Here is a 23,725-nt window from a genome sequence, read left to right on the forward strand (position 1 = left end):
CGCGACACCCGGTGTCCGCCGCCTCGCGGCACGGCCACTCCGATTCCTACCGTGAACACATCCCGACACCCGAAGCCCAGGAGACCCTCCGCATGAACCGCCGTCTCATCCGTGCCGCCGCCATCGCGGTCCCGCTCGTCCTCGCGGGCAGCCTCGCCGCCTGCGCCTCCTCGCCCGCTCCTGCGAACGCCCCCGCCGAGGGCGGCGACCCGGTCACCGGCGGCACGCTCACCTACCTCGAGCACCAGGCGTACACGAACCTGTACCCGCCGCAGGCCGGCTTCTACCCGAACGGCGGCATCGTCAACAACATCGCCGCCCGCCTGACGTGGCAGAACCCGGAGACGCTCGAGATCGAGCCGTGGATCGCCTCGGACTGGACCGTGAACGCGGATGCCACCGAGTACACGTTCGACCTGAACCCCGACGTGACGTTCTCGGACGGCACGGTGCTCGATGCCGCGGCCGTCGCGAAGAACTTCGACACGTACGGCCTGGGCGATGCGGAGCGCGGCCTCACGGTCTCGGAGGCGATCAACAACTACGCCAGCAGCGAGGTCGTCGACGAGGACACCGTGACGTTCCACTTCAGTGCGCCGTCGCCCGGGTTCCTGCAGGCCACCTCGACCATCAACTCGGGCCTGCTGTCGCCTGCGACGCTCGACGGCACGATCGAGGACTTCGGCGCGGGCAACGCGGCCGAGATCATCGGATCCGGCCCCTTCACCGTCACCGACGAGAAGCTCGGCACCGAGTACACGCTCACCGCCCGTGACGACTACGAGTGGGGCCCCGACAGCGTCGACAACGACGGCCGCCCCTACCTCGACGCCGTGCACGTGCTCATCACCCCCGAGGACTCGGTGCGCATCGGCTCGCTGCTCGCGGGTCAGGCCGACTACGTCCGCTACGTGCAGGCGTTCGACGAGGACCGCGTCGAAGGCGCCGGCTTCACGCTCTACGCCCCGCAGACCCGCGGCGTGAACAACTCGATCGCTCTGCGACCCGAGAACCCGCTGCTGGGCGACATCCGTGTGCGCCAGGCGCTCGTCGCCGCCGTGGACGCGAAGGAGGTCGTCGACACGCTCTTCACCGAGAACTACCCGGTGGCGACGTCGGTGCTCTCCTCGCAGGCCGTCGGCTACAAGGACGAGTCCGCGCACTACGCCTACGACCCCGACAAGGCCGAGGAGCTGCTCGACGAGGCGGGCTGGGAGCCCGGCTCCGACGGCATCCGCGAGAAGGACGGCGAGCGCCTGTCGATCACCGTCTACGAGGCCAAGCCGCAGCCGCTGTCGAAGCAGACGCTCGAGCTCGTCGCGCAGCAGCTGGCGAAGGTCGGTGTGGAGCTCTCGGTCAAGCCCGGCGACGCCGGCAGCGCGGCCGAAGACACCCGCGATCCGCTGAAGACCGGCTTCTACCACTCGATGGTCGGACGCGCGGACCTCGACGTCATCAAGAGCCAGTACTTCACGAAGAACCGCGACGTGCTGATCTCGAAGGACGCGAAGCTCGACGAGCTGCTGCTCGCCGTGGCCTCCGAGCCCGACTCCGACAAGCGCATCGCCGCCTCGCAGGCCGTGCAGGACTACATCGCCGAGCAGGCCTATGTCATCCCGCTGTTCGAGGAGCCGCAGGTGTACGGCACCGCGACCTACGTGCAGGGCGTCGCCTTCGAGTCGGTGGGGCGTCCGACGTTCTCCGGCGTCTGGCTCGCCGAGCACTGAGAGCGCCGGTGACACGATGAGCTTCGTCCTCCGACGAGCCGGGCAGGCCGCGATCGTTCTGATCGCGGCCTTCACGGCCACCTTCTTCCTGCTGCAGCTGCTGCCGGGTGATGCGATCCTGATCAAGTTCTCCGACCCCAGCCTCGGGCTGTCGCCGGACCAGCTCGACAGCATCCGCGCCACCTACGGCGCAGACCTGCCGTGGTGGGAGCAGTACGTGCACGCGGGCCTCGGCTTCCTCGCCGGGGACTTCGGGTTCTCGACCCAGTTCGGCACCCCGGTGCTGACGATGCTGGGCGAGGCCCTCCCCGCGACGCTGCTGCTCGCGTCGCTCGGACTCATCGTGGCGCTGATCCTCGCCATCCTCATCGCCGGGCTCTCCTCGCTCGCGCCGTTCGCCTGGCTGCGCGACGGTCTGCGCCAGGTGCCCGGGCTGTTCGTGGCGGTGCCGGTCTTCTGGCTCGGCATCCTCCTCATCCAGGTGTTCTCGTTCGGGCTCGGATGGGTGCCGATCGTCGGGGCCGACCCGGTGGCCGGGCTCGTCCTGCCGGTGCTCACCCTCGCCGTGCCGATCTCGGCCCCGTTGGCCCAGGTGCTGGTGCGCGCGATCGACCAGGTGCAGGCGCAGCCGTTCGTCACGGTGGTGCGGGCGAAGGGCGCTCCGCCGCTGTGGGTGCTCACCCGTTCGGTGGCCCGGAACGCCGCCGTGCCGACCCTGACCATCGCCGGTGTCCTGTTCGGCGAGCTCGTCGGCGGGGCCGTGGTGACCGAGACCGTGTTCGGCCGCACGGGCATCGGTCGCCTCACCGAGCAGGCCGTGGCGAACCAGGACATCCCGGTGCTGCAGGGCGTCGTGCTGCTGTCGGCCCTCGGCTTCGTGATCATCAGCTTCGCGGTCGACCTCGTGACCCCGCTCATCGACCCCCGCCAACGCACCGTCGCCCGCGCCTCGGCGCCCCGCGCACTCCAGGAGGCGACCGCATGACCGCTCCCGTGATCATCGATCCCGTGGTCGGGCCCGACCCGGCCGCGCCCGCGCATCCGGCCGCGACCGAGACCGAGAAGGCCCCTCGCCGCCGACTGCGCGGCCGCGCCTGGGGCCTGTACCTGGCCTACGCGGTCGTCGCGCTCGCCGTGCTCTGGGCCGTCATCCCCGGGGTTTTCGCCCCCGGCGACCCGCTCACGGGCGTCCCGGCCGACAAGCTGCTCGCGCCGAGTGCCGCGCACTGGTTCGGCACCGACACCCTCGGCCGCGACCTGTTCGGCCGGGTCGTGCACGGCGCGGTGCACTCGCTCTCGGGAGCGCTCATCGCCGTCACGGTCGGCCTCGCCCTCGGCACGCTGATCGGTGCGATCGCCGGTGCCGTCGAGGGTGTGGTCGACGACGTGCTGATGCGTGTGGTCGACGTGCTGCTCGCGATCCCGGGACTGCTCCTCGCCCTCACCGTCATCATCCTGCTCGGCTTCGGCACCGTGAACGCCGCGATCGCGGTCGGTCTCGGCAGCGTCGCCGCGTTCGCCCGGCTGATGCGTGCCGAGGTCGCCCGTGTGCGGCGCACCGAGTACGTCGAAGCGGCCTTCGGCAGCGGCGGCACGTTCTTCACGGTCCTGCGCCGGCACGTGCTGCCGAACTCACTGACCCCGATCGTCGCGCTCGCCGCACTGCAGTTCGGCACCGCGATCCTCGCGATCTCGACGCTCGGGTTCCTCGGCTACGGTGCGCCGCCGCCCACGCCGGAGTGGGGCCTGCTGATCGCCGACGGCCGCAACTACGTGGGGACCGCCTGGTGGCTCACCGCCCTCCCCGGTCTCGTCGTGGTCGTCGTCGTCCTCAGCGCCAACCGGATCAGCCACCGCATCGGAAGGAGCGCGAAGTGAGCACCGTCATCTCCGCCACCGACCTCCGGGTCTCCTACGGGGACAAGGACCGCCGCCGCGAAGTCGTGCACGGCGTCTCGTTCGAGATCGCCGAGGGCGAGACCCTGGCGCTCGTGGGGGAGTCGGGTTCGGGCAAGTCCACCACCGCGCACGCCCTGCTCGGGCTGCTGCCCGAAGGCGGCCGCGTCGACGGCGGGCGGGTACTGCTCGGCGACCTCGACATCTCGGGGTGGTCCGACCGTGCGCTGCGCGGCATCCGCGGACCCGAGATCGGTCTCGTGCCGCAGGATCCGACCACCTCGCTCGACCCCGTGCGCACGATCGGTGCGCAGGTCGAGGAGATCCTCCGTCTGCACGGGCACCGGGACCGCCGGTCGCGACGGGCACGGGCCATCGAGCTGCTCGACCGGGTCGGCATCGACGACCCCGACCTGCGGGCGCGCCAGTATCCGCACGAGCTCTCGGGCGGCATGCGTCAGCGCGTGCTGATCGCGACGGCGATCGCCCTGCGGCCGCGGCTCCTGATCGCCGACGAGCCGACCAGCGCGCTCGACGCCACGGTGCAGCGCAAGGTGCTCGACCTGCTCGACGAGCTGCAGCGCGAGGAAGGCACCAGCATCCTGCTCGTGACCCACGACCTCGGTGTCGCGGCCGACCGGGCCGAGCGGCTCGTCGTGCTCAAAGACGGTCGCATCGTCGAGCAGGGCTCCAGCGAGGCGGTGCTCGCCGCACCGGCCGACCCGTACACGAAGCAGCTGCTCGCCGACGCTCCGGCGTTCGCGACGGGTTTCCGTCGGCCCGACGCCCCGCCGTTCCTGCGCGATGCCGCGGCGGTCGCCGCCGAGAACCCCTGGGCGATCGTCGCCGACGGACTCGTGAAGGAGTTCCGCGTCGCGGGGCGCGAGCGCTTCCGGGCCGTCGACGACGTGTCGTTCCGGGTGCGCAAGGGCACCACACATGCGCTCGTGGGGGAGTCGGGCTCGGGCAAGACCACGACGGCACGACTCGTCACCCGCTTCCACCAACCGGATGCCGGGACGATCGAGGTCGACGGCGACGACGTGACCCACGCGAAGCGCGAGCAACTGCGGGTGCTCCGCCGACGCATCCAGCTCGTCTACCAGAACCCGTTCGCCTCGCTCGACCCGCGCCAGCAGATCGCGGAGATCGTCGCCGAGCCGCTGGTGAACTTCGGCGTCGGCAGTCGCACCGAGCGCCGCGAGCGCGCTCTCGCCCTCCTCGACCGGGTGTCACTCCCCGCCGAGGTGGCACGGCGCACCCCGCGTGAGCTGTCGGGCGGACAGCGGCAGCGCGTCGCGATCGCCCGCGCGCTGGCGATCGACCCCGACATCGTGGTGCTCGACGAGGCGGTGTCGGCGCTGGACGTCACGGTGCAGGCCCGCATCCTCGAGCTGCTCACCTCCCTGCAGGCCGAACTCGGGCTCACCTACCTGTTCATCTCGCACGACCTCGCGGTGGTGCGGCGGATCAGCCACACGGTCTCGGTGATGCGCCGCGGCCGGATCGTCGAGGAGGGGCAGACGGAAGACCTCTTCCGCGACCCGCAGCACGACTACACCCGGGAGCTGCTGGCCGCAGTACCGGGACGAACGGAGACCGTCGTATGACCACCCCCACCGTCGCCTTCTTCACCCGACTGCTCGACGACGCCGCTCCTGCCGAGCGATATGCGTTCGCGACCGCGCAGATTCAGCAGGCCGAGCGACACGGCATCGGACGGGCGTGGGTCGCGCAGCACCACTTCCATGCGGCCGAGGGCGGGCTGCCGTCGCCGCTGGTGTTCCTCGCGAACGTCGCCGCCGTGACCTCGAACATCCGCCTCGGCACCGGGGTGATCACGCTGCCGCTGGAGGATCCCGTGCGGGTGGCGGAGGACGCCGTGGTCGCCGATCTGCTCTCCCGGGGGCGCGTGGATCTGGGACTCGGCAGCGGCGGCACGCCCTCGTCGTTCGTGCCGTTCGGGGAGGACGTGCGCGGCAAGGCGCCGACCTACGACCGGAAGCTGCGGACACTGCTCGACGCTCTCGCCGGCCGTGACGTCGGGGCGGGCAACACCCTCTACCCGGATGCCGGAGATCTCGCCGACCGTGTCTGGCAGGCGACCTTCTCGGCGCCGGGCGGACACCGTGCCGGCATCCACGGGCACGGGCTGCTCCTGTCTCGCACGCAGCCGCGCAGTGCCGACCGGCTGCACGCGCCCCTGTCTGCCCTGCAGGATCCGATCATCGACGCGTACCTCGAAGCGCTGCCGGAGGGGGTGGCGCCGCGGATCACCGCCTCGCGCACCGTGTTCGTGGCCGACGACCGTGCCGAGGCGCTGCGCTTCGCCGAGGTCGGTCTGCGCCGGGCGGCCGAGGGCTTCCGCCGTCAGGGCCAGACCATCCCGGGCGACAGCATCGACGAGCTGATCGCCGCGCTCGACACGCACCTGGGCACGCCGGAGCAGGTGGCGGAATCGCTCGCCGCCGACACCACCCTCGCCCGCGCGACCGAGGTGGCGTTCCAGGTGCACTCGGTCGACGCCCCGCACGAGCACGTGCTGCGCTCGATCGCGCTCTTCGCCGACGAGGTCGCCCCGGCCCTCGGCTACGCGCTGACCCCGACCCCGCCCCGAACCAGTACCGACCAGAACCTCACCCTCAAGGAGAACGCATGACCGACGACATCGTGGACCGGATCGCGGAGGTGACGCCGGAGCTCGATGCCCTGCGCCGTCGCCGTCCGGTGACCAGGGAGCAGCTGCAGGCGAGCTTCGACGCCCTCTTCCAGCCGGTGAGCACGGAGCACGTCTCGCAAGCCGAACGCGAACTCGTGGCCGCTTTCGCCACCGGTCTCGCCGGAGCCGAAGACCCGACCGCCGAGTTCTACGCCGGTCGTGCGCAGGAGGCCGACGCCCAGCGCGCGGCCGTCGTGCTCGCGGAGGCCTCCCGGGCGGCGACCACCGGACCCTTCGGCGCCTACACCGAGCTCGGGCTGCAGGCCGAGAACACCGACGGGGCGCGCTATGTCCCGTCCGAGACTGTCATCGCCGCGGTGGGTGAGCGCCTCGCCGCCGCCCTCGCGCACACGCACCTCCTGGTGTTCCGCCCCCGCGAGGCTTCGGGCGCCGACCTCGGTCGCCTGCTCGACGCGGGCTGGTCGGCGGACGGCATCGTGACGCTGTCGCAGCTGGTGTCGTTCCTCGCCTTCCAGCAGCGCGTCGTCACCGGGCTCCGTGTGCTCGCCGCTGCGGGCTTGACCGCCGAGATCTCCGAGGAGGAGGCCGCATGACCGCCGAACAGAGCGTGCTCCGGCACGACGACGCCCCGCACCCGCACGCGTTCACCCGCGGCGAGGTCGGATGGGTCCCGCACCTCGAGCCCCTCGCCGAGGAGGAGCTGACGGAGCGGCACTACGACGGCCTCGTCGATGCGGCTCGCGCGAAGAACGACTACTTCCGCCTGCTGGCCCGCGACCCCGAGGTGCTGAAGGCCCGCACCCGGGTCGACAAAGACATCTTCTACAACGCCGCGGAGGGTCTGCCGCGAGCCGACCGAGAGCTCGCCGCGACCGCGGCCTCCCGCCGCAACGGCTGCGTGTTCTGCGCGTCGGTGCACTCGCGCTTCGCCGCGCACCACAGCAAGCGCGCAGACGACGTCGACCTGCTGCTCGACGAGGGCCTGGATGCGGACCTCGGCGAGCGCTGGAACGCCGTCGTCGCGGCATCCGTCGCCCTCACCGACACCCCGAACGCGTTCGGCGAGGACGAGATCGTCCGGCTGCGCGCCGCCGGACTCGACGACCTGGAGATCTCGGACCTCATCCACGGCGCCGCGTTCTTCAACTGGGCCAACCGGCTGATGCTGTCGATCGGACGGCCGGTGGCTCCGGCCTGACCGCTCTTACGGCACCTCGCCGTCAGGGGACGAGGATGATCTTGCCCGAGGCGGCGCCGGATTCCATGAGCTCATGGGCCTGCGCCGCCTCGGTCAGCGGCAGCTGGGGGCCGAGCTCGATCACGAAGTCACCGGCGTCGAGGAGGGCGACCGTCTCGGCCAACGCTTCGGCGCGCCAGGCGAGCTCCTCCGCGGTCAGGGGCACGGGGGAGCCGCCGGAGAAGGCGCGGATGCCGAAGGACGCGGCATCCGGTCCGCGCACGATCGTCGCGATCCGGTCGCGGTCGGCGACGAGTGCGAGGGAGGTCTCGATCGCCTCGTCGGTGCCGGCGCAGTCCAGGGCCACGGTGACGGCCTCGGGGGCGGCGTCGCGCACGCGGTCGAGCAGACCGTCGCCGTAGGCCACGGGGATCGCGCCGAGTTCGCGCAGCTGGTCGTGGCGGGCGGGGCTCGCCGTCGCGATCACGGTCGCGCCCCAGGCCACCGCGAACTGCACGGCGGCCTGTCCGACCGAGCCGGAGCCGCCGTGCACGAGCAGCACGTCGCCCTCGGTGACCCCGAGCGAGCGCAGCGACTGGTACGCGGTGCCCGCGGGGATCCCGATCGCCGCCCCCTCGGCGGTCGTGACGGAGTCGGGGAGCTTCGCAAGCTTCTCGGTGGAGATCGCGATCGCCGAGGCGTAGGTGCCGTGCGCGTCGCGGATCGCCACGCGGTCGCCGACCGCGAAGTCGTCGACGCCCTCGCCGAGCAGCTCGACCACGCCGGCCCCGTCGAACCCGACCGGACGCGGTTCGGTGATCGGGGGAGACGGCCGCTTGGCGCTCCGCAGCTTGGCGTCGATGGGGTTCGCTCCCGCTGCCTCGATGCGCACCACGACCTCGCCGCGGGCCGCGACGGGATCGGGGATCTCCATCAGGTGCAGGACATCGGGGGAGCCGAACTCGGTGTAGACGATCGCGCGTGCCATGGATTCAGGCTACCCGCGCCACACGCCCGTCGTCGCGGATCAGCGTCCGGACAGCACCTTCATGATGCGCTGCGGCGACACCGGCTGCGCGGTGCCGAGGCGCTGCGCGAACACGCTGACGCGGTACTCCTCGAGCAGCCAGCGCACCTCGACGAGCGCGGGGGGAGCATCGGACGGAAGGGGGATCGTGCCGCCCGCATCCTCGAACGCCTTCGCCATCCGCTCGTACTCGGTCATGCGCGCGCGGTCCTTGCCCGGTTCGCTGCCGAGCGTCTTCAGCCGGTCGAGCATGCCTTCGAGGTAGCGCGGGAAGTGCGCGAGACGGTCGACTCCGGCCGCGGAGACGAAGCCCGGATGCAGCAGGCCGCTCAGCTGTGTGCGGATGTCGTTCAGCGGGCCGAGCAGGGCGAGCGAGTTCTGCGACTTGATGCCGCGTTCGACATCGCGCGACTTCGTCAGGATGCGGGCCACCAGTGAGACACACGCGAAGAGCTGATCGACCAGCACGCCCGAGACGGCGTCGCGCACCCGGGTGAAGTCGGCTTCGCTGCGGACGATGCCGCCCGGTGCGGTCTGCTCGATGACCTGCCGCGCCACGGCCGCGCGGGAGTCCTCGATGAGGGCGGCGGCGGACTGGTACGGCGAGGCGGCGAGGGCGAGCTTCTCCTGGCTCGTCAGGTGCTCCTGCACGTACGACGAGGGGGAGGGGACGCCCAGCAGCACGAGCCGCAGCACGCCGTCGCGGGTGGCGGCGGCCGCGGCATCCGGGGTCGATTCGACGCGCACCGACACGGTCTTGCCCTGGTCGACGATCGCCGGGTAGCCGCGCACGACGCCGCCGGCGACGCGGGTGTCGAGCACCTCGGGCAGGTCGCCGAAGGTCCACGCCGTGAGGCCGGTCTGTTCGATCGGTGCGGCAGCGACGCGCTTGGCACCACCGCGCTCAGCGCCGTTGCGGGCACCCTTGGCGCCGGACTTCGGCGGCGCGGCGATCGAGCGGGCCACGCTGCTGCGCGCCCGGTCGGAGAGCTGCGCCTGCAGCGCCCGCAGGTCGCGACCCGAGCCGACCACCCGGCCGCGTTCGTCGACCGCACGGAAGTTCATGCGCAGGTGCGGCGGCACTCGTTCGTCGTCGAAGTCGGCGGCCGAGACGAGCTGGTTCGCGAGCGGCTGGATGAGCCGGGCCAGCGCCTCCTTGAGTGTGCGCGGCGGCAGGCCGCCGTGCGACTCCGGGCCCTGCTCGGCCAGCTCGGCGCCGAACTTCTCGGCCCAGTCCGCGGCGGGCACGACGTGACGGCGGATGGCCTTGGGCAGCGCGCGCAGCAGCCCGGTGACGAGCTCGGCGCGCAGGCCCGGAACCTGCCAGTCGAAGCCGCGGTCCTCGAGCTGCGCGAGCAGCGGCAGCGGCACGACCACGCTCACACCGTCGTCGTCGGCACCCGGCTCGAACCGGTACGCGAGGCCGAGCACCTGGTCGCCCTGCGTCCACCGCGTCGGGAACTCGCGCTGGTCGGCACGCTCCTCGTCGTCGATCAGGTCGCTCTCGCGCATCACGAGCAGCTTCGGCGTCGCGGCCATCGCCTCGCGCCACCAGCTCTCGAACGACCGCACGTCGAACACGTCGGCGGGAATGCGCTCGTCGTAGAACCGGAAGACGGCCTCGTCGCCGGCGAGGATGTCGCGGCGGCGCTCGCGCTCCTCCAGCTTCTCGAGGCGCTTGCGCAGCTCGGCGTTGCTGCGCCAGAACGCGCTCACCCGTTTGTCGATCCGTGTCGGGTCCCACTCGCCCTCGACGAGTGCATGGCGCACGAAGAGCTCGCGCGAGGCGGCCCGGTCGATGCGGGCGAACTGCACACGGCGACGCGGGATGATCTCGAGGCCGAACAGCGTCACCTTCTCGAACGCGACGGCGGCGCCGGCATCCTTCGACCAGTGCGGCTCGGTCACCTGGCGCTTGGCGAGGTCTCCGGCGAGCGGTTCGGCCCACGCCGGGTCGATGGCGGCGACCGTGCGCGCGAACGTGCGGGAGGTCTCCACGATCTCGGCCGCGATCACCGCGCGCGGACTCTTCTTGCGCAGTCCCGAGCCGGGGAAGATCGAGAAGCGGATGCCGCGGGCTCCCCGGTACTCCGCGATGCGACGGCCCTTCGGCTCCTTCGCGGGGGAGTGCGATTTGCCGGCGGGCGCAGTGCGCTCGTCGAGGAGGCCGATCTGCGACAGGAGTCCCGACAGCAGGGCGCGGTGGATGGCGTCCGGGTCGCTCGTGCCGGTGTCGTCGCCGGCGCGGTCGGGCGTCTTCACGAGCGTGCGCAGCTGGCGGTGCACGTCGAACCACTCGCGCACTCGCACGTAGTTGAGGTGCTCCGAGCGGCACAGACGACGGAACGCGCTGGATCCGAGTTCGCGCTGCTGCTCGCGCAGGTGGTTCCACAGATTCAGCAGGGTAAGGAAGTCACTGGTCGGGTCGACGAACCGGGCGTGCAGGCGGTCGGCCTCCTCGCGGCGCTCCTCCGGGCGCTCGCGCACATCCTGGATCGTCATGCCCGAGACGATCGCGAGCACATCGCGGGTCACGGTGCCGGCCGAGCCCCCGCGCCCCGCCTCGATCAGCATCCGCGCGAACCGCGGGTCGATCGGCATGCGTGCGATGTCGCGACCGGTGCGGGTCAGGTGCGGCGACCCGTCGCGACGGGACGGCTCGACCGCACCGAGCTCGGTGAGCAGGTCGAAGGCCGCCTTCACGCCCCGCGAGTCGGGCGGGGTGAGGAACGGGAATGCGGTGATGTCGCCGAATCCGAGCGACAGCATCTGCAGGATCACGGAGGCGAGCGAGGTACGCAGGATCTCGGGCTCGGTGTACTCCGGGCGCCGGTCGTAGTCCTCCTCCGAGTAGAGGCGGATCGCGATGCCGTCGCTGGTGCGGCCGGCGCGGCCGGATCGCTGGTTCGCCGAGGCCTGTGACACCGCCTCGATCGGCAGTCGCTGCACCTTGGACCGGTTGCTGTAGCGGGAGATGCGCGCGGTGCCGGTGTCGATGACGTACTTGATGCCGGGCACCGTGAGGCTCGTCTCGGCGACGTTGGTGGCGAGGATGACGCGACGGCGGACGCCTGCCACCCGACTGCGCTCGAACACGCGGTGCTGGTCGGCGGCGGAGAGCCGGCCGAACAAGGGGAGCACCTCGGTGGGGGCGCGGTCGTTCGCATAGGCGCCGCGCACGGCGTCGGCCGCATCCCGGATCTCGGCCTCGCCGGGGAGGAACACGAGCACATCGCCCGGCGCCTCGCGGTCGAGCTCGCGCAGGGCGGCGACGATGGCCGAGACCTCGTCCTCCGGCTCGGCCGGTGCGTCCTCGTCGTCCCCGTCTTCGACCTGCCCGCGGTAGCGGATCTCGACCGGATACGTGCGGCCCGAGACCTCGATGATCGGCGCCGGTGTGCCATCCGCCGCGGCGAAGTGCTTCGCGAAGCTCTCCGGGTCGATCGTCGCCGAGGTGATGATCACCTTGAGGTCGGGGCGCTCCGGGAGGATGCGGGCCAGGTAGCCGAGCAGGAAGTCGACGTTGAGGGAGCGTTCGTGCGCCTCATCGATGATGATCGTGTCGTACCGGGTGAGCAGTCGATCGCGATGGATCTCGTTGAGCAGGATGCCGTCGGTCATCAGCGCGATGCGCGTGGCGTCCGACACCTTGTCGGTGAAGCGCACCTTGTAGCCGACGAGCGTGCCGAGCTCGACCTGGAGCTCTTCCGCGACCCGCTCCGCGATCGTCCGCGCGGCGAGCCGACGCGGCTGGGTGTGCGCGATGCGCTCCCGCCCGAGCTCGAGCGCGATCTTCGGAAGCTGGGTGGTCTTGCCCGACCCGGTGGCGCCCGCGACGATCACGACCTGGTGGTCGCGGATGGCGTCGCCGATCTCGCCTCGGGCAGCGCTGACGGGCAGCTCCGGAGGGTAGGAGATCACGGGGGAGGACATAGCCCTCCATCGTATGACGGGATTCGCCCCCTACGATCATCTGGTGATCACCGCTGCAGCCCCCGTCCGCTGGTTCCGCGAGTTCGGGCGCCCGCCGCGCATCCTCGGACTGGATGTCGCTCGTGGGCTGGCGATCCTCGGCATGGCCGGCGCGCACATCGGCGAGACCGAGGCGTTCGAGTGGATGGACCCGGCGACGTGGACCGACCTCGTGCACGGGCGGTCGTCGATCCTGTTCGCGCTGCTCGCCGGAGTGTCCATCGCGCTGATGACCGGACGCAGCGTGCTGCCGGAGCGCGAGCGCCTCCCGAGCATCCGCCTGAACCTCGTCGGGCGCGGGGCAGTGATCTTCCTCATCGGACTGGCGCTGGAGATGCTGAACACTCCGATCGCCGTGATCCTCACGCTCTACGGCATCCTCTATGTCGCGGTGATCCCGTTCCTCCGGTGGCGCCCGTGGCAGCTGCTGCTCGGTGCGGCCGTGCTCGCGCTGGTCGGCCCGGCGCTGCTGGCGTTCCTCGGAGCCGTGATGCTGCATCCCTTCGGCACCGGGATCGGCTTCGTGCTCTACGGCACCTACCCGATCACGGTGTGGCTGGCTCTCGTGCTCGGCGGCATGGCTCTGGGGCGGATGCAGGTCGAGCGTGTGCGCACCGCCGTGATCGCGCTCGCGGTCGGCATCGTGCTCGCGGTGGTCGGCTACGGCCTCGGCGGCATCGGTCAGGCTGCGGGCCTCAGCACACCGGCGGAATACAGCAGCTCCTCGTTCGTCGACGGCTCCTCGTTCAGCGAGAGCTCCTTCGACGTCTCGATGCCGAACGGGTGGGAGGGGTATCCGCAGGCGCTGGAAGCGTCCGATCCGCTGGGCTCCGTGCTCGCGGCGGTGTTCGCGGTCGAGCCGCACAGCGGTGGCACGGCCGAGGTACTCGGCTCCGGCGGCTTCGCGCTGACCGTCATCGCCCTGTGCCTGCTGCTCAGCCGACCGCTGCGCTGGGTGCTGCTGCCGCTGGGCGCGCTGGGCTCCATGCCGCTGACGGCATACAGTGCGCACGTGCTGTCGATCGTGCTGTTCGGTGGGCCCGGCGGATTCTTCTCCAGCAACGAGTTCTGGGCCGCGACCGCCATCGGGCTGCTGGCCGTGACGACGCTCTGGTCGATGTTCTTCGGCCGAGGGCCGCTGGAACGGCTGGTCGGCCGTGGGGCGGCCGCGATGGCACTTGTTTCCTCATCCCCGGCCTCGACGTCGGACGCCGGTCATAGGCTGGAGGGATGAGCATTCCTGCACTCGAACTGAACGACGGCAACTCCATCCCGCAGCTCGGCTACGGCGTCTTCAAGGTGCCGCCGGCAGAGACCGAGCGCGCGGTGAGCGAGGCGCTCGAGATCGGCTACCGCCACATCGACACCGCCGCCATCTACGGCAACGAAGAGGGCGTCGGCGCTGCGATCGCCGCGTCCGGCATCGCCCGCGACGAGCTGTTCATCACGACCAAGCTCTGGAACGACCGTCACCACGGCGACGAGCCGCGTGCGGCCATCGGCGAGAGCCTCGACAAGCTCGGCCTCGAGAAGGTCGACCTGTACCTGGTGCACTGGCCGGCCCCCGCGATCGGCGACTACCTGCACGCGTTCACGAAGCTCATCGAGCTGCGCGAGGCCGGACTCACCCGCAGCATCGGCGTCTCGAACTTCCTGGTGCCGCACCTCGAGCGCGTGGTGAAAGAGACCGGCGTGGTGCCGGCGGTGAACCAGATCGAACTGCACCCGGCCTACCAGCAGCGCGACGTGGTCGCCTGGGCCGGCGAGCACGGCATCAAGATCGAGGCCTGGGGTCCGCTCGGGCAGGGCAAGTACGACCTGTTCGGCACCCCGGCGGTGGCGGATGCCGCGGCCGCGCACGGGGTCACCCCCGCGCAGGCCGTGCTGCGCTGGCACCTGCAGAAGGGGATCATCGTGTTCCCGAAGTCGGTGCGCGCCGAGCGCCTGCGCGAGAACCTCGACGTCTTCGGCTTCGAGCTGACGGATGCCGAGATCGCCGCGATCGACGCCCTCGACCCGCTCGACGGCTCGGGCCGCGTCGGCTCGCACCCGGACGAGGTCAACTGACCCCGGTCATCGGATCGGGCCCCCGGGCCTACATGACGCCCCGTGTCGCTCCGCGCGACACGGGGCGTCGTCGTGAGTAACTTCGAGGCATGACAGCTCCGTTCCGCGTCGTGGCCGTGTCGGGATCCCTGCACGAGCCGAGCAAGACGACCGCCCTCGTCCGCGCGATCACGGCCGCCGTCGCCGAGCGCGCCGAGGTCGAGTCGCAGCTCATCGAGCTCACGCAGATCGGCCCGGGCCTCGCGGGCGCGCTCCAGCGCGACCAGCTGCCGCCGGAGGTCGAGGCGCAGCTGCAGGCCATCGAGTCGGCCGACCTGCTGATCGTGGGCAGCCCCGTCTATCGGGCCTCGTTCACCGGACTCTTCAAGCACCTCTTCGACTTCGTCGGGCAGTACGACCTGGTGGGAAAGCCCGTGCTGCTCGCGGCGACCGGCGGCGGCGAGAAGCACGCGCTGATCATCGAGCACCAGCTGCGGCCGCTGTTCGCGTTCTTCCAGGCGCTCACCCTCCCGGTCGGCGTCTACGCGAGCAACACCGACTTCGACGGCTACGAGATCGCCTCGGATGTGCTGCAGGCGCGCATCTCTCTGGCCGCCGAGCGTGCCCTGCCGCTCGTGGGTTACGCGGCCTCGCGTCCCGTCGAGCTTCTCGTCGGCTGACCGACGGACTCGCTCCAACGCCGCGGGTCACTGATCGATGGTGCCCATGTTGGCCTCGTCGTGTCGCGCACCCGCCGCGGGTTCGAGCGCCGAAAGGCGCTCGGCCTGATCCGTGCTGAGTTCCACGGTGTCGGCGGCAGCGTTCTCCTCCACGCGCGCCACCCGACGGGTGCCGGGGATCGGCGCGATGTCATCTCCCCGGGTGAGGATCCACGCCAGCGCCGTCTGCGCCGGAGTCGCGCCGATCTCGGCACCGATCGCACGGACCTCGTCCACGAGACGCAGATTCCGCTCGAAGTTCTCGCCCACGAACCGCGGGTTCGTCTTGCGCCAGTCGTCGTCGGGGATGTCGGAGGGAGAGTGAAGCTGCCCTGTCAGCAGACCGTGCCCGAGCGGGGAGTACGGGACGAAGCCGATGCCGAGCTCACGGAGAACAGGCAGGATCTCCTCCTCCACGTCGCGAGTCCACAGCGAGTACTCGGTCTGCAGTGCCGAGACCGGCTGCACGGCGTGCGCCCGCCGGATCGTCTGCGCCGAGGCCTCTGAGAGCCCGAAATGAAGGACCTTGCCCTCGGCGATGAGATCGGCGACGGCGCCGGCAGTGTCCTCGATGGGCGTGTTCGGATCGACCCGATGCTGGTAGTAGAGGTCGATTCGGTCGGTGCCGAGGCGACGCAGCGACCCTTCCACTGCGGCTTTCACGTTCTCCGGTGAGCTGTCGATCACGCCGGGACCGCCATCGGCGTGCGAGACGAGCCCGAACTTCGTCGCGATCCTCACCTGATCGCGGCGGTCGCGGATCGCACGGCCGACGATCTCCTCACTGAGGTAGGGACCGTAGATCTCCGCGGTGTCGATGTGTGTCACCCCGAGGTCGAGCGCGCGGTGGATGGTGCGGGTGGATTCGTCATGGTCGAGACCACCACCTGTCGTGTAGGTGCCGGCCATGGTCATCGCGCCGAGGCCGATGCGGGAGACTTCGAGGCTCCCCAGATGTGCGTTCTTCATGTCGTTCCTTCGTCAGTGTTCCGTGCTTCGAGCAAAGCCGCTTTCTCCGGATCGAGCGCGGCCCTGTCTATGGGTGCCCCCGCAGGGACCCCCTCGCGTGTCCGGTTCGGCGTAGTTTCGATCGCATGGACACTCCGGACGCCATCAGCGACTTCCTCACGACGAGGCGCGCGAGACTCACCCCCGAGGAGGTGGGCCTGCCGGATTTCGGCGGACGTCGCCGCGTGCCGGGGCTGCGTCGGGAAGAGGTAGCCCTCGTGGCCGGATGAGTCCCGAGTACTACAAGCGCCTCGAACGTGGTCAGGCCAAGGGCGTGTCGGATGCCGTCATCGACGGCGTCAGCCGCGCGCTGCGCCTCGACGAGGCCGAGCATGCGCACCTGCACGACCTGATCCGCGCCGCGAATGCGGGCGCACGTCCGCGACAGAGCGAGCGTCCGGCGCGGGCAGTCCAGGTCTCCGCTGCCACGCGACAGACGATCGATGCGATGTCCACGGTCCCCGTCTATGTGCAGAACGGCCGTTTGGATGCCGTCGCGACCAACGCACTCGGACGCGCTCTCTTCTCGGAGATGCTCGACGGTGCTCCTGCACCCGCGAATGCCGCGCGCTTCATCTTCCTCGAGTCCCGCGCGCAGACCTTCTACCGGGACTGGGACGCCCAGACGCGGCAGATCGTCGCCGTGCTGCGTACCGAGGCGGGCCGTTCTCCATACGACCGGAGGCTCAGCGACCTCGTCGGCGAGCTGTCCACCCGCAGCGATCTCTTCCGGAAGCTCTGGGGAGCTCACGACGTCCGCGAACACCGCGCGGGCCTGAAGACGATCCATCACCCGGTCGTCGGCGACCTCGACCTCACGTACCAGGCGATGGATCTCGCGTCCGACCGCGGGCTGCAGATGATCGTGTTCTCCGCGGAGCCGGGTTCCGCCAGTCGAGACCGGTTACAGCTTCTCGCCAACCTGACCGAGACAGCGGCGGAGGCGAGAGGATAGCCGTATGACCAACCGGCTCGCCGACACGCTCAGCCCGTATCTCCGTCAGCATCAGGACAACCCCGTCGACTGGCACCCGTGGGGCGAAGAGGCGTTCGCGGAGGCCGCGCGCCGCGACGTGCCGCTGCTGATCTCGATCGGCTACTCGACCTGCCACTGGTGCCACGTGATGGCGCGGGAGTCCTTCGCCGATCCGGATACTGCCGCCCTCATTAACGAGGGCTTCGTCGCGGTGAAGGTCGACCGCGAAGAGCATCCGCAGGTCGACGGCGCCTATATGGCCGCAGCCTCCGCCTTCACGCAGAACCTCGGCTGGCCGCTCACGGTCTTCACGACGCCGCGGGGGCGCACGTTCTACGCCGGCACCTACTGGCCGCCGGAAGCCCGTGGCCAGATGCCCGGCTTCCGCGACGTGCTCGCCGCAGTGCGCGAGGCATGGACCGTGCGGCGCGAGCAGGCTGAGGAGTCGGCGGATGCCGTGACCGACGCCCTCGCCCGCGCGGCGGAGTCCACACCCTCGGACCTGCCCGACGTGGTGGCGATCGCGACAGCGGCGGAGACGATCGCGCAACGGGAGGACCGCGTGTACGGAGGTTTCGGCGGGGCCCCGAAGTTCCCCGTCGCCACGACGCTGCGGTTCCTGCAGCATCCGCTGGTGCGGGAGGGCGCTCCGCAGGCCGCGGCGTCGGCGGCACGGGCGCTCGCCGCGATGGCCGGGTCCGACCTCCGCGACGCCGACGGCGGCTTCTTCCGATACGCCACCCAGCGCGACTGGACGGTGCCGCACTACGAGCGGATGCTCACCGACAACGCGCAGCTGCTCGACATCGCGCTCGACGCGGGGGACGAGTCGACCGTGCGCGGGATCGCCGCCTTCCTGATCGACGTGCTCCGTCGCGACGGCGGAGGGTTCGGAGCCGCGCAGGATTCCGAGTCGACGATCGACGGCGCCCGCAGCGAGGGCGGCTACTACCTTCGTCCGGTCGTCGACCGCGCGGACCTGGAGCCGCCGGCTGTCGATGGCAAGGTGATCACCGGGTGGAACGGCCTGGCGATCGGCGCGCTGTCCCGGGCGGGTGCGGCATTCGGCGAGCGGGCCTGGATCGATGCCGCCGCTGCCGCCGCCGACCATGTGCTGCGGGTCAACCGGAATGCCGCCGGCGCGCTCGTGCGCACCTCGCTCGACGGCCGCGCATCCGCCGCAGTGGCGACCCCCGCCGATCTCGGACTCCTCGCCGACGGCCTGTTCGCCCTCGCCCTCGCGACGGGGAAGGCGGAGTGGGCTGTCACGGCACGCGGCGTCCTCGACGACGCTCTCGCCGGCACCGGCGGCGACGATCCGCTGCTCTCGGCGCAGGGCATCGCGACCTCGCCCGACCAGACCGATGGCGACCTGCCCTCGGATGCCGCCGCGGTCGCGGGAGCCGCGCTCACCGCGTGGTGGCTGGGGGCGGGGGACCGGTACCGCGAGGCCGCAGCCGCGACCGTGAGCGCTCTCGCGTCGCGGTCGCTGGAGCAGCCGTTCGCCCACGGCACCCTGCTGCGGGTGGCAGCGGGCCTCGCCCTCCCGCCCCGCCAGGTGGTCGTGATCACGGCCGACCGCGTGGGCACCCTCGCCGCAGCCGCCCGCGGTGCGGACGCCGAGGTCATCGCCGTCGTGAGCCCCGTGCAGGCGCAGGCGTTCGCCGAAGCCGGGTTCGAGCTGTTCGAGGGCAAGGATGCGTCCGCCGAACGCGCCTACGACTGCCGCGCGTTCGTGTGCCGGTTGCCGGTGAGCGACCCGGCGGCGGTCTCGATCGCGCGCTGACCCCAGCGCTGGTGCGGGTGCACAATCTGCACAGCAATTGGCACGCAAACTCCGTCCGGTTGCGCGGGTTGCGCAGCATTCGGTGCACCGATTGCTCAGTGCCGGGCATCCGTTCTACTGTTGCGCGACCCCACCCGCGATCACAGCAAGGATGCTCTGACGATGCCTCTCCCCACCCGCGCCGGACTCGACGCCGTTCCCGCGTACCGTCAGGGGCGCTCCGCCCCGGCCGGTGCGTCGAAGCTCTCCTCGAACGAGTCGCCGCATCCGCCGCTTCCTTCGGTCGCCCAGGCCGTGCGCGATCGGGTCGACGGCATCAATCGCTATCCCGACATGAGCGCGGCAGGCCTCCGCGAACGGCTCGCTGCCCGCTACGGTGTCGACCCGGCCGAGGTCACCGTCGGTGCGGGTTCGGTCGAGATCGCCTCCCAGCTCATCCACGCGGTGGCCGGCGACGGGGATGAGGTGATCTTCGCCTGGCGGTCGTTCGAGGCGTATCCCTCGCTGGTCCGCATCGCCGGGGCCACACCGGTGGCCGTGCCCCTCGATGCCGATCACGCGCACGACCTCGACGCGATGCTCGCCGCGATCACCCCGCAGACGCGGCTGATCTTCGTGTGCAACCCGAACAACCCGACCGGAACGGTGGTCGGCGCCGACGAGCTGGAGCGCTTCGTCGCCGCCGTGCCGCACGACGTGCTCGTGGTGATCGATGAGGCGTACGTGCACTTCGACACGACCGCGAGCCGCGGCGCCGGCATCGAGCTGTTCCGTCGGCATCCGCACGTGGCCGTCCTGCACACGTTCTCCAAGGCCTACGGGCTCGCCGGGCTGCGCATCGGCTACGCGATCGCCCCCGTCGCCGTCGCCGAGAACCAGCGCAAGGTCGCCGTGCCGTTCGGTGTGACCGACCTCGCCCAGACGGCGGCCCTTGCCTCGCTGGATGCCGAAGACGAGCTCGCGGTACGCATCGGCGAGGTGATCGAGCAACGCGACCGCCTGCACGATGTGCTCACCGCGGCCGGCTGGCCCGCCGTCCGATCGCAGGCGAACTTCGTCTGGGTGCCGTCGGGTGACCGCACGGCGGAGCTCGAGGAACTGCTGCAGGCCGGCGGCGTGGTCGCCCGGGCCTTCGCCGGCGAGGGGATCCGCATCTCCTCCGGCTCTCCGACCGACATCGACCGCGTCGAGCAGGCGCTCACAGCAGAGCGCGTGGAGGTCGGCGCGTGACCGGCGACCGCGCGACAGAACTCCCGCCCACCACGACGACCACCAAGGGTCTGCACCCGGGGCTGACCCGCCGCCAGATCTCGATGATGGGGCTCGGCGGCGCGATCGGCGCCGGCCTGTTCGTCGGTTCGGGCCAGGCGATCAGCATCGCCGGTCCCGCCGTCCTGGTCTCGTACCTCGTGGCCGGTGGCATCGTCGTGCTCGTGATGGCGATGCTGGCCGAGATGGTCGCGGCGCGACCGAGCTCCGGCGCCTTCAGCTCCTACGCCCAGAAGGCGATGGGCCGCAGCGCCGGCAGTGCGGTCGGATGGCTCTACTGGATCCAGCTGGTCGTCGTGATCGCCGCCGAGGCGACGGGCGCCGGCGCCATCGTGGCCAACTGGACGCCGGGCATCCCCGCCTGGGTGTGGGTGCTGATCTTCGTCGTGGCGCTCACCGCCGTGAACCTGTTCGGGGTGCGCAACTACGGCCGCTTCGAGTTCTGGTTCGCGGCCATCAAGGTCGCGGCGATCATCGCCTTCCTCATCGTGGGCGTGTGCGCGATCGTCGGACTCATCCCCGGCGTGCCCGCGACCGGCATCGCGAACCTCGTCGACAACGGCGGTTTCGCCCCGAACGGCATCGCCGGCATCGCGGGCGCCCTGCTCATCGTGGTGTTCGCGTTCGGAGGCACCGAGGTCGTCGCGATCGCCGCCGCCGAGTCGAACGACCCCGCACACAACATCCGCCGCATCGTGCGCGAGGTGCTCGTGCGCATCCTCGTCTTCTACGTCGGATCGATCTTCGTGATCGTGGCGGTACTGCCGTGGAACGATCCCGCGGTCAAGGACGGCCCGTTCTCGGCGGTGCTCGAGACCCTGAACGTGCCCGGCGTCGGTCTCGTGATGGACCTGATCGTGATCGTCGCGCTGCTGTCGGCCATGAACGCCAACATCTACGGTGCCTCCCGCATGGCGTACTCGCTGGGGGAGCGCGGACTCGCCCCGCTGGCAGCGACCCGCACCAGCCTCAAGGGCGTGCCGTTCGTCGCCGTGCTGGCCTCGGTCGCCTTCGGCTTCGTGACGGTCGGACTCAACTGGGCCTTCCCCGATGTGGTCCTCCCCGCGCTGCTGAACGTGGTCGGCTCGACGCTGCTCGTGATCTGGACGGCCACGGCGGTCGCGCAGATCATCCTCCGCACCCGCGCGGATCGCACGGGCGAGGAGATGCCGATGCGGATGTGGGGCTTCCCGTGGCTGTCGTGGCTGTGCCTGGTGCTGCTCGCCGCGGTGATCGCGCTCGCGATGGTCGATGAGGCAGCGCGCATCCAGCTCCTGTTGACCCTCGCCCTCACCGGTGTGCTCCTCCTCGTCGCCCGCGCGACCAGGGGATACGCGCGGGCCGGCGTGCCGCGGGAGTAGCCGATGCGCATCGATCGCCTCGACGCCCAGCTCATCCGGCTGCTCACCGAGTCCCCGCAGCTGCCGATCCTGGAAGTCGCGCGGCGGCTCGGGATCGCCCGCGGCACTGCGACGAGCCGTCTCGCGCGCCTGCACGAGGGCGGGGTGATCGAGGCGATCGTGCCGCGCGTGGACCCGGCCGGCTTCGGCTACGGCGTGGTCGCCTTCTGCCTGGTCGAGATCGATCAGAAGGTCGGGCACGACGAGGTGGCGACGGCCCTGGCGGACGCGGTGCCCGAGATCGTCGACATGCACACCGTCACGGGCGCCAGCGACATGCAGCTGCGGCTGGTCGCGCGGGATGCCACGCGGCTGCAGGAGGTGCTCGACCGGGTCGCGCTGGTGCCCGGCGTCGCCCGCACGGCCTCCTCGATCGCGATGCGCACCCACCTCTCGGGGCGGGTGCTCCCGCTGGTGGACCACGTCGCGACGGACGATCCCGCCTAGTGCCTCACACCCTCACACCCAGCCGGGCAGCCAGTTGTGCAGCAGCCAGAACTCGTACGGCACGCTCATCCCGGTCCACAGCGGCAGGAAGAACGCCGAGACCAGCACCACGAACGTCAGGAAGATGATCACCGTGCGCTCGCCGGACTGCCGCCGGTACAGCGGATCCTCCCGCTTTCCGGCGATGATCCTCAGCGTCATCGCCAAGGCGAGCACGAGGAACGGCATCATCACCACCGTGTAGAACTGGAAGATCGTGCGCTCGGGGAACATCAGCCACGGCAGGTAGGTGACCGCCAGGCCCACGAGCGGAACGGTCAGCTCCGGACCGACCGGCTGCCGCGTGATCCAGCTCCGCACGAGTCGATAGATCAGGTAGACGGCGGCCGCGACCCCGCCGTACCAGATGAGCGGATTGGGGACGGCGGAGATCACGCCGATGCAGTGATCCGTGCCGCAACCCGAGGGGGAGGGGTCGACCCAGACCGCGGTCGGACGCAGCAGCAGGGGCCACTCCCACGCGGGGCTCGCATAGGGGTGCCCGCGGCTCAGGCCCACGTGGAATCCGAGCATGGACTCGTGGTACTTCCACAGTGCGAGCAGGGGGTTGGTGTCGCTCTTGCGGTCATAGCCGCCGGCGGTCACGAGCCAGCCGGTCCAGCTGATGAGGTACACCGCGAGGGCGGGGAAGACGAGCAGTACGAATGAGACGGGCCCCTGGCGGAATGCGGCGGCGGTCGGCCACAGCACCACGCCGGCGCGGCGCCGGGCCAGCGCATCGGTGATCACGACGTACAGCCCGAAGCCGGCGAGGACATAGAGTCCCGACCACTTCACGGCGCACGCCGCGCCCAGGGCGAGTCCCGCGGCGACCAGCCACGGACGGCGCCACAGCACGGGCCCCCAGAACGGATCCGGCGCGTCGGGGTCGCGCCTCTCGAGCACGGGGATCGTCCGCTGCCGGTCGATCAGCACGAACAGCACGCCCAGCAGGATGAAGAACGTCAGGATGCCGTCGAGCAGGGCGATGCGGCTCATCACGATGCTGAGCCCGTCGATCGCGAGCAGGGTTCCGGCCACGGTCGCGACGACCACCGAGCCGCTGAGGCGCCGGGCGATCAGGTACACCAGCAAGACGGATGCCGTGCCGAAGAGCGCGGTGGCCAGCCGCCAGCCGCCGCTGTTCTCCGGGCCGCCGATCGCCATGCCCAGCGCGATCAGCCACTTGCCCAGCGGCGGATGCACGATGAACGCGCCCTGGTCGGAGAGCGGAAGATCCTCGCCGGTCGGGAACGCCTGGTTCGCGCCGTCGCCCCAGGTGCCTTCGTAGCCCAGGGTCCACAGCGACCAGGCGTCCTTGACGTAGTACGTCTCGTCGAAGGCCAGCTCGTGCGGATGGGCGACGCCGATCAGCCGGAGGACCGCGGCCAGCGCGGTGATGACCAGTGGGGCGAGCCATCGGATGGCGCGGCCCCAGTCGGGATCGAGGAGCACGCGGTCGCGAAGTCGCCCGTAGCGCGTCAGCCGTGCCTCGGGGGCAGGGAGCAGGGGCACGGGCGCGGTCACCGGTCCAGCCTAGACAACCCGCCTAAGCT

The 23,725-nt window shown here is 71.0% G+C and carries 20 protein-coding genes; 16 read left to right on the top strand and 4 right to left on the bottom strand.

Translation table 11 applies throughout. The annotated features are described in order from the left end of the window. Window positions 1-92 precede the first annotated feature (92 nt). From ACIOTO_RS18565 to ACIOTO_RS18595, 7 genes are read left to right on the top strand one after another with little or no spacing between them, the layout of a single operon-like run. Window positions 93-1,727: a TIGR04028 family ABC transporter substrate-binding protein gene (locus tag ACIOTO_RS18565; RefSeq protein ID WP_400859157.1), complete on the top strand. Its 1,635-nt coding sequence runs from the start codon at window positions 93-95 to the stop codon at window positions 1,725-1,727. Window positions 1,728-1,743: 16 nt separating this feature from the next. Beyond that, window positions 1,744-2,712, top strand: a complete 969-nt coding sequence (locus ACIOTO_RS18570) for an ABC transporter permease (protein ID WP_400858946.1) — start codon at window positions 1,744-1,746, stop codon at window positions 2,710-2,712. Continuing rightward, window positions 2,709-3,605 (top strand): ABC transporter permease, encoded by an 897-nt coding sequence (locus tag ACIOTO_RS18575; RefSeq protein WP_400858948.1) that lies wholly within the window; start codon window positions 2,709-2,711, stop codon window positions 3,603-3,605. Before ACIOTO_RS18570 ends, ACIOTO_RS18575 begins: the two co-directional genes overlap by 4 nt. Next, on the top strand, window positions 3,602-5,233 hold the full coding sequence (locus ACIOTO_RS18580) for a dipeptide ABC transporter ATP-binding protein (protein WP_400858949.1): 1,632 nt from the start codon (window positions 3,602-3,604) through the stop codon (window positions 5,231-5,233). The genes ACIOTO_RS18575 and ACIOTO_RS18580 overlap by 4 nt, the downstream gene beginning before the upstream one ends. Then, window positions 5,230-6,282 carry a putative FMN-dependent luciferase-like monooxygenase gene (locus ACIOTO_RS18585; RefSeq protein WP_400858951.1) on the top strand — a complete coding sequence of 351 codons (1,053 nt, stop codon included), beginning with the start codon at window positions 5,230-5,232 and terminating at the stop codon, window positions 6,280-6,282. The genes ACIOTO_RS18580 and ACIOTO_RS18585 overlap by 4 nt, the downstream gene beginning before the upstream one ends. Continuing rightward, window positions 6,279-6,896 carry a CMD domain protein gene (locus tag ACIOTO_RS18590; protein ID WP_400858953.1) on the top strand — a complete coding sequence of 206 codons (618 nt, stop codon included), beginning with the start codon at window positions 6,279-6,281 and terminating at the stop codon, window positions 6,894-6,896. The genes ACIOTO_RS18585 and ACIOTO_RS18590 overlap by 4 nt, the downstream gene beginning before the upstream one ends. Then, entirely contained in the window at window positions 6,893-7,501 is a 609-nt protein-coding gene (locus ACIOTO_RS18595) for an alkylhydroperoxidase domain protein (protein ID WP_400858955.1), read from the top strand. The genes ACIOTO_RS18590 and ACIOTO_RS18595 overlap by 4 nt, the downstream gene beginning before the upstream one ends. 22 nt (window positions 7,502-7,523) lie before the next feature. On the opposite strand, the gene ACIOTO_RS18600 is transcribed toward ACIOTO_RS18595, so the two are convergent. Together ACIOTO_RS18600 and hrpA are read right to left on the bottom strand one after the other, a co-directional pair. Then, window positions 7,524-8,468 carry a zinc-binding alcohol dehydrogenase family protein gene (locus tag ACIOTO_RS18600; protein WP_400858956.1) on the bottom strand — a complete coding sequence of 315 codons (945 nt, stop codon included), beginning with the start codon at window positions 8,466-8,468 and terminating at the stop codon, window positions 7,524-7,526. Between the two features lie 39 nt (window positions 8,469-8,507). Continuing rightward, window positions 8,508-12,440 (bottom strand): ATP-dependent RNA helicase HrpA, encoded by a 3,933-nt coding sequence (gene hrpA / locus ACIOTO_RS18605; protein WP_400858957.1) that lies wholly within the window; start codon window positions 12,438-12,440, stop codon window positions 8,508-8,510. Between the two features lie 43 nt (window positions 12,441-12,483). On the opposite strand from hrpA, the gene ACIOTO_RS18610 reads away from it, so the two are divergent. The 3 genes from ACIOTO_RS18610 (at window position 12,484) to msuE (ending at window position 15,205) form a co-directional block, all read left to right on the top strand. Next, window positions 12,484-13,713: a heparan-alpha-glucosaminide N-acetyltransferase domain-containing protein gene (locus tag ACIOTO_RS18610; RefSeq protein ID WP_400858958.1), complete on the top strand. Its 1,230-nt coding sequence runs from the start codon at window positions 12,484-12,486 to the stop codon at window positions 13,711-13,713. Continuing rightward, a complete protein-coding gene (locus ACIOTO_RS18615) occupies window positions 13,710-14,546 on the top strand; it encodes an aldo/keto reductase (RefSeq protein WP_215070994.1) in 837 nt (278 codons plus the stop codon). Before ACIOTO_RS18610 ends, ACIOTO_RS18615 begins: the two co-directional genes overlap by 4 nt. An 89-nt stretch (window positions 14,547-14,635) precedes the next feature. After that, entirely contained in the window at window positions 14,636-15,205 is a 570-nt protein-coding gene (gene msuE / locus ACIOTO_RS18620) for an FMN reductase (protein ID WP_029262645.1), read from the top strand. Between the two features lie 27 nt (window positions 15,206-15,232). Here msuE and ACIOTO_RS18625 read toward each other — a convergent pair whose 3' ends face one another. Next, complete coding sequence (locus ACIOTO_RS18625; protein ID WP_372469345.1) at window positions 15,233-16,213, bottom strand: aldo/keto reductase; 981 nt, start codon at window positions 16,211-16,213, stop codon at window positions 15,233-15,235. A 125-nt stretch (window positions 16,214-16,338) separates the two neighbouring features. On the opposite strand from ACIOTO_RS18625, the gene ACIOTO_RS18630 reads away from it, so the two are divergent. From ACIOTO_RS18630 to ACIOTO_RS18655, 6 genes are all read left to right on the top strand, one after another. Then, a complete protein-coding gene (locus ACIOTO_RS18630) occupies window positions 16,339-16,482 on the top strand; it encodes a hypothetical protein (RefSeq protein ID WP_400858962.1) in 144 nt (47 codons plus the stop codon). Next, window positions 16,479-17,207: a transcriptional regulator gene (locus ACIOTO_RS18635; protein WP_400858963.1), complete on the top strand. Its 729-nt coding sequence runs from the start codon at window positions 16,479-16,481 to the stop codon at window positions 17,205-17,207. The genes ACIOTO_RS18630 and ACIOTO_RS18635 overlap by 4 nt, the downstream gene beginning before the upstream one ends. 4 nt (window positions 17,208-17,211) lie before the next feature. After that, the gene (locus tag ACIOTO_RS18640; RefSeq protein ID WP_400858964.1) at window positions 17,212-19,014 is read left to right on the top strand and encodes a thioredoxin domain-containing protein; all 1,803 of its coding nucleotides are present in this window, start codon (window positions 17,212-17,214) and stop codon (window positions 19,012-19,014) included. A 162-nt stretch (window positions 19,015-19,176) separates the two neighbouring features. Beyond that, window positions 19,177-20,244, top strand: coding sequence for a histidinol-phosphate transaminase (gene hisC / locus ACIOTO_RS18645; protein WP_400858965.1), 1,068 nt, complete (start codon window positions 19,177-19,179; stop codon window positions 20,242-20,244). After that, window positions 20,241-21,644 carry an amino acid permease gene (locus ACIOTO_RS18650; RefSeq protein WP_400858967.1) on the top strand — a complete coding sequence of 468 codons (1,404 nt, stop codon included), beginning with the start codon at window positions 20,241-20,243 and terminating at the stop codon, window positions 21,642-21,644. The genes hisC and ACIOTO_RS18650 overlap by 4 nt, the downstream gene beginning before the upstream one ends. 3 nt (window positions 21,645-21,647) lie before the next feature. Then, window positions 21,648-22,130, top strand: coding sequence for an Lrp/AsnC family transcriptional regulator (locus ACIOTO_RS18655; RefSeq protein WP_029262641.1), 483 nt, complete (start codon window positions 21,648-21,650; stop codon window positions 22,128-22,130). Between the two features lie 12 nt (window positions 22,131-22,142). Here ACIOTO_RS18655 and ACIOTO_RS18660 read toward each other — a convergent pair whose 3' ends face one another. Continuing rightward, window positions 22,143-23,696, bottom strand: coding sequence for a dolichyl-phosphate-mannose--protein mannosyltransferase (locus ACIOTO_RS18660; RefSeq protein WP_400858969.1), 1,554 nt, complete (start codon window positions 23,694-23,696; stop codon window positions 22,143-22,145). Window positions 23,697-23,725 lie beyond the last annotated feature (29 nt).

Origin of the sequence: Microbacterium sp. NPDC087592 (assembly GCF_044743585.1) — a bacterium.
Taxonomy (GTDB): Bacteria; Actinomycetota; Actinomycetes; order Actinomycetales; family Microbacteriaceae; genus Microbacterium.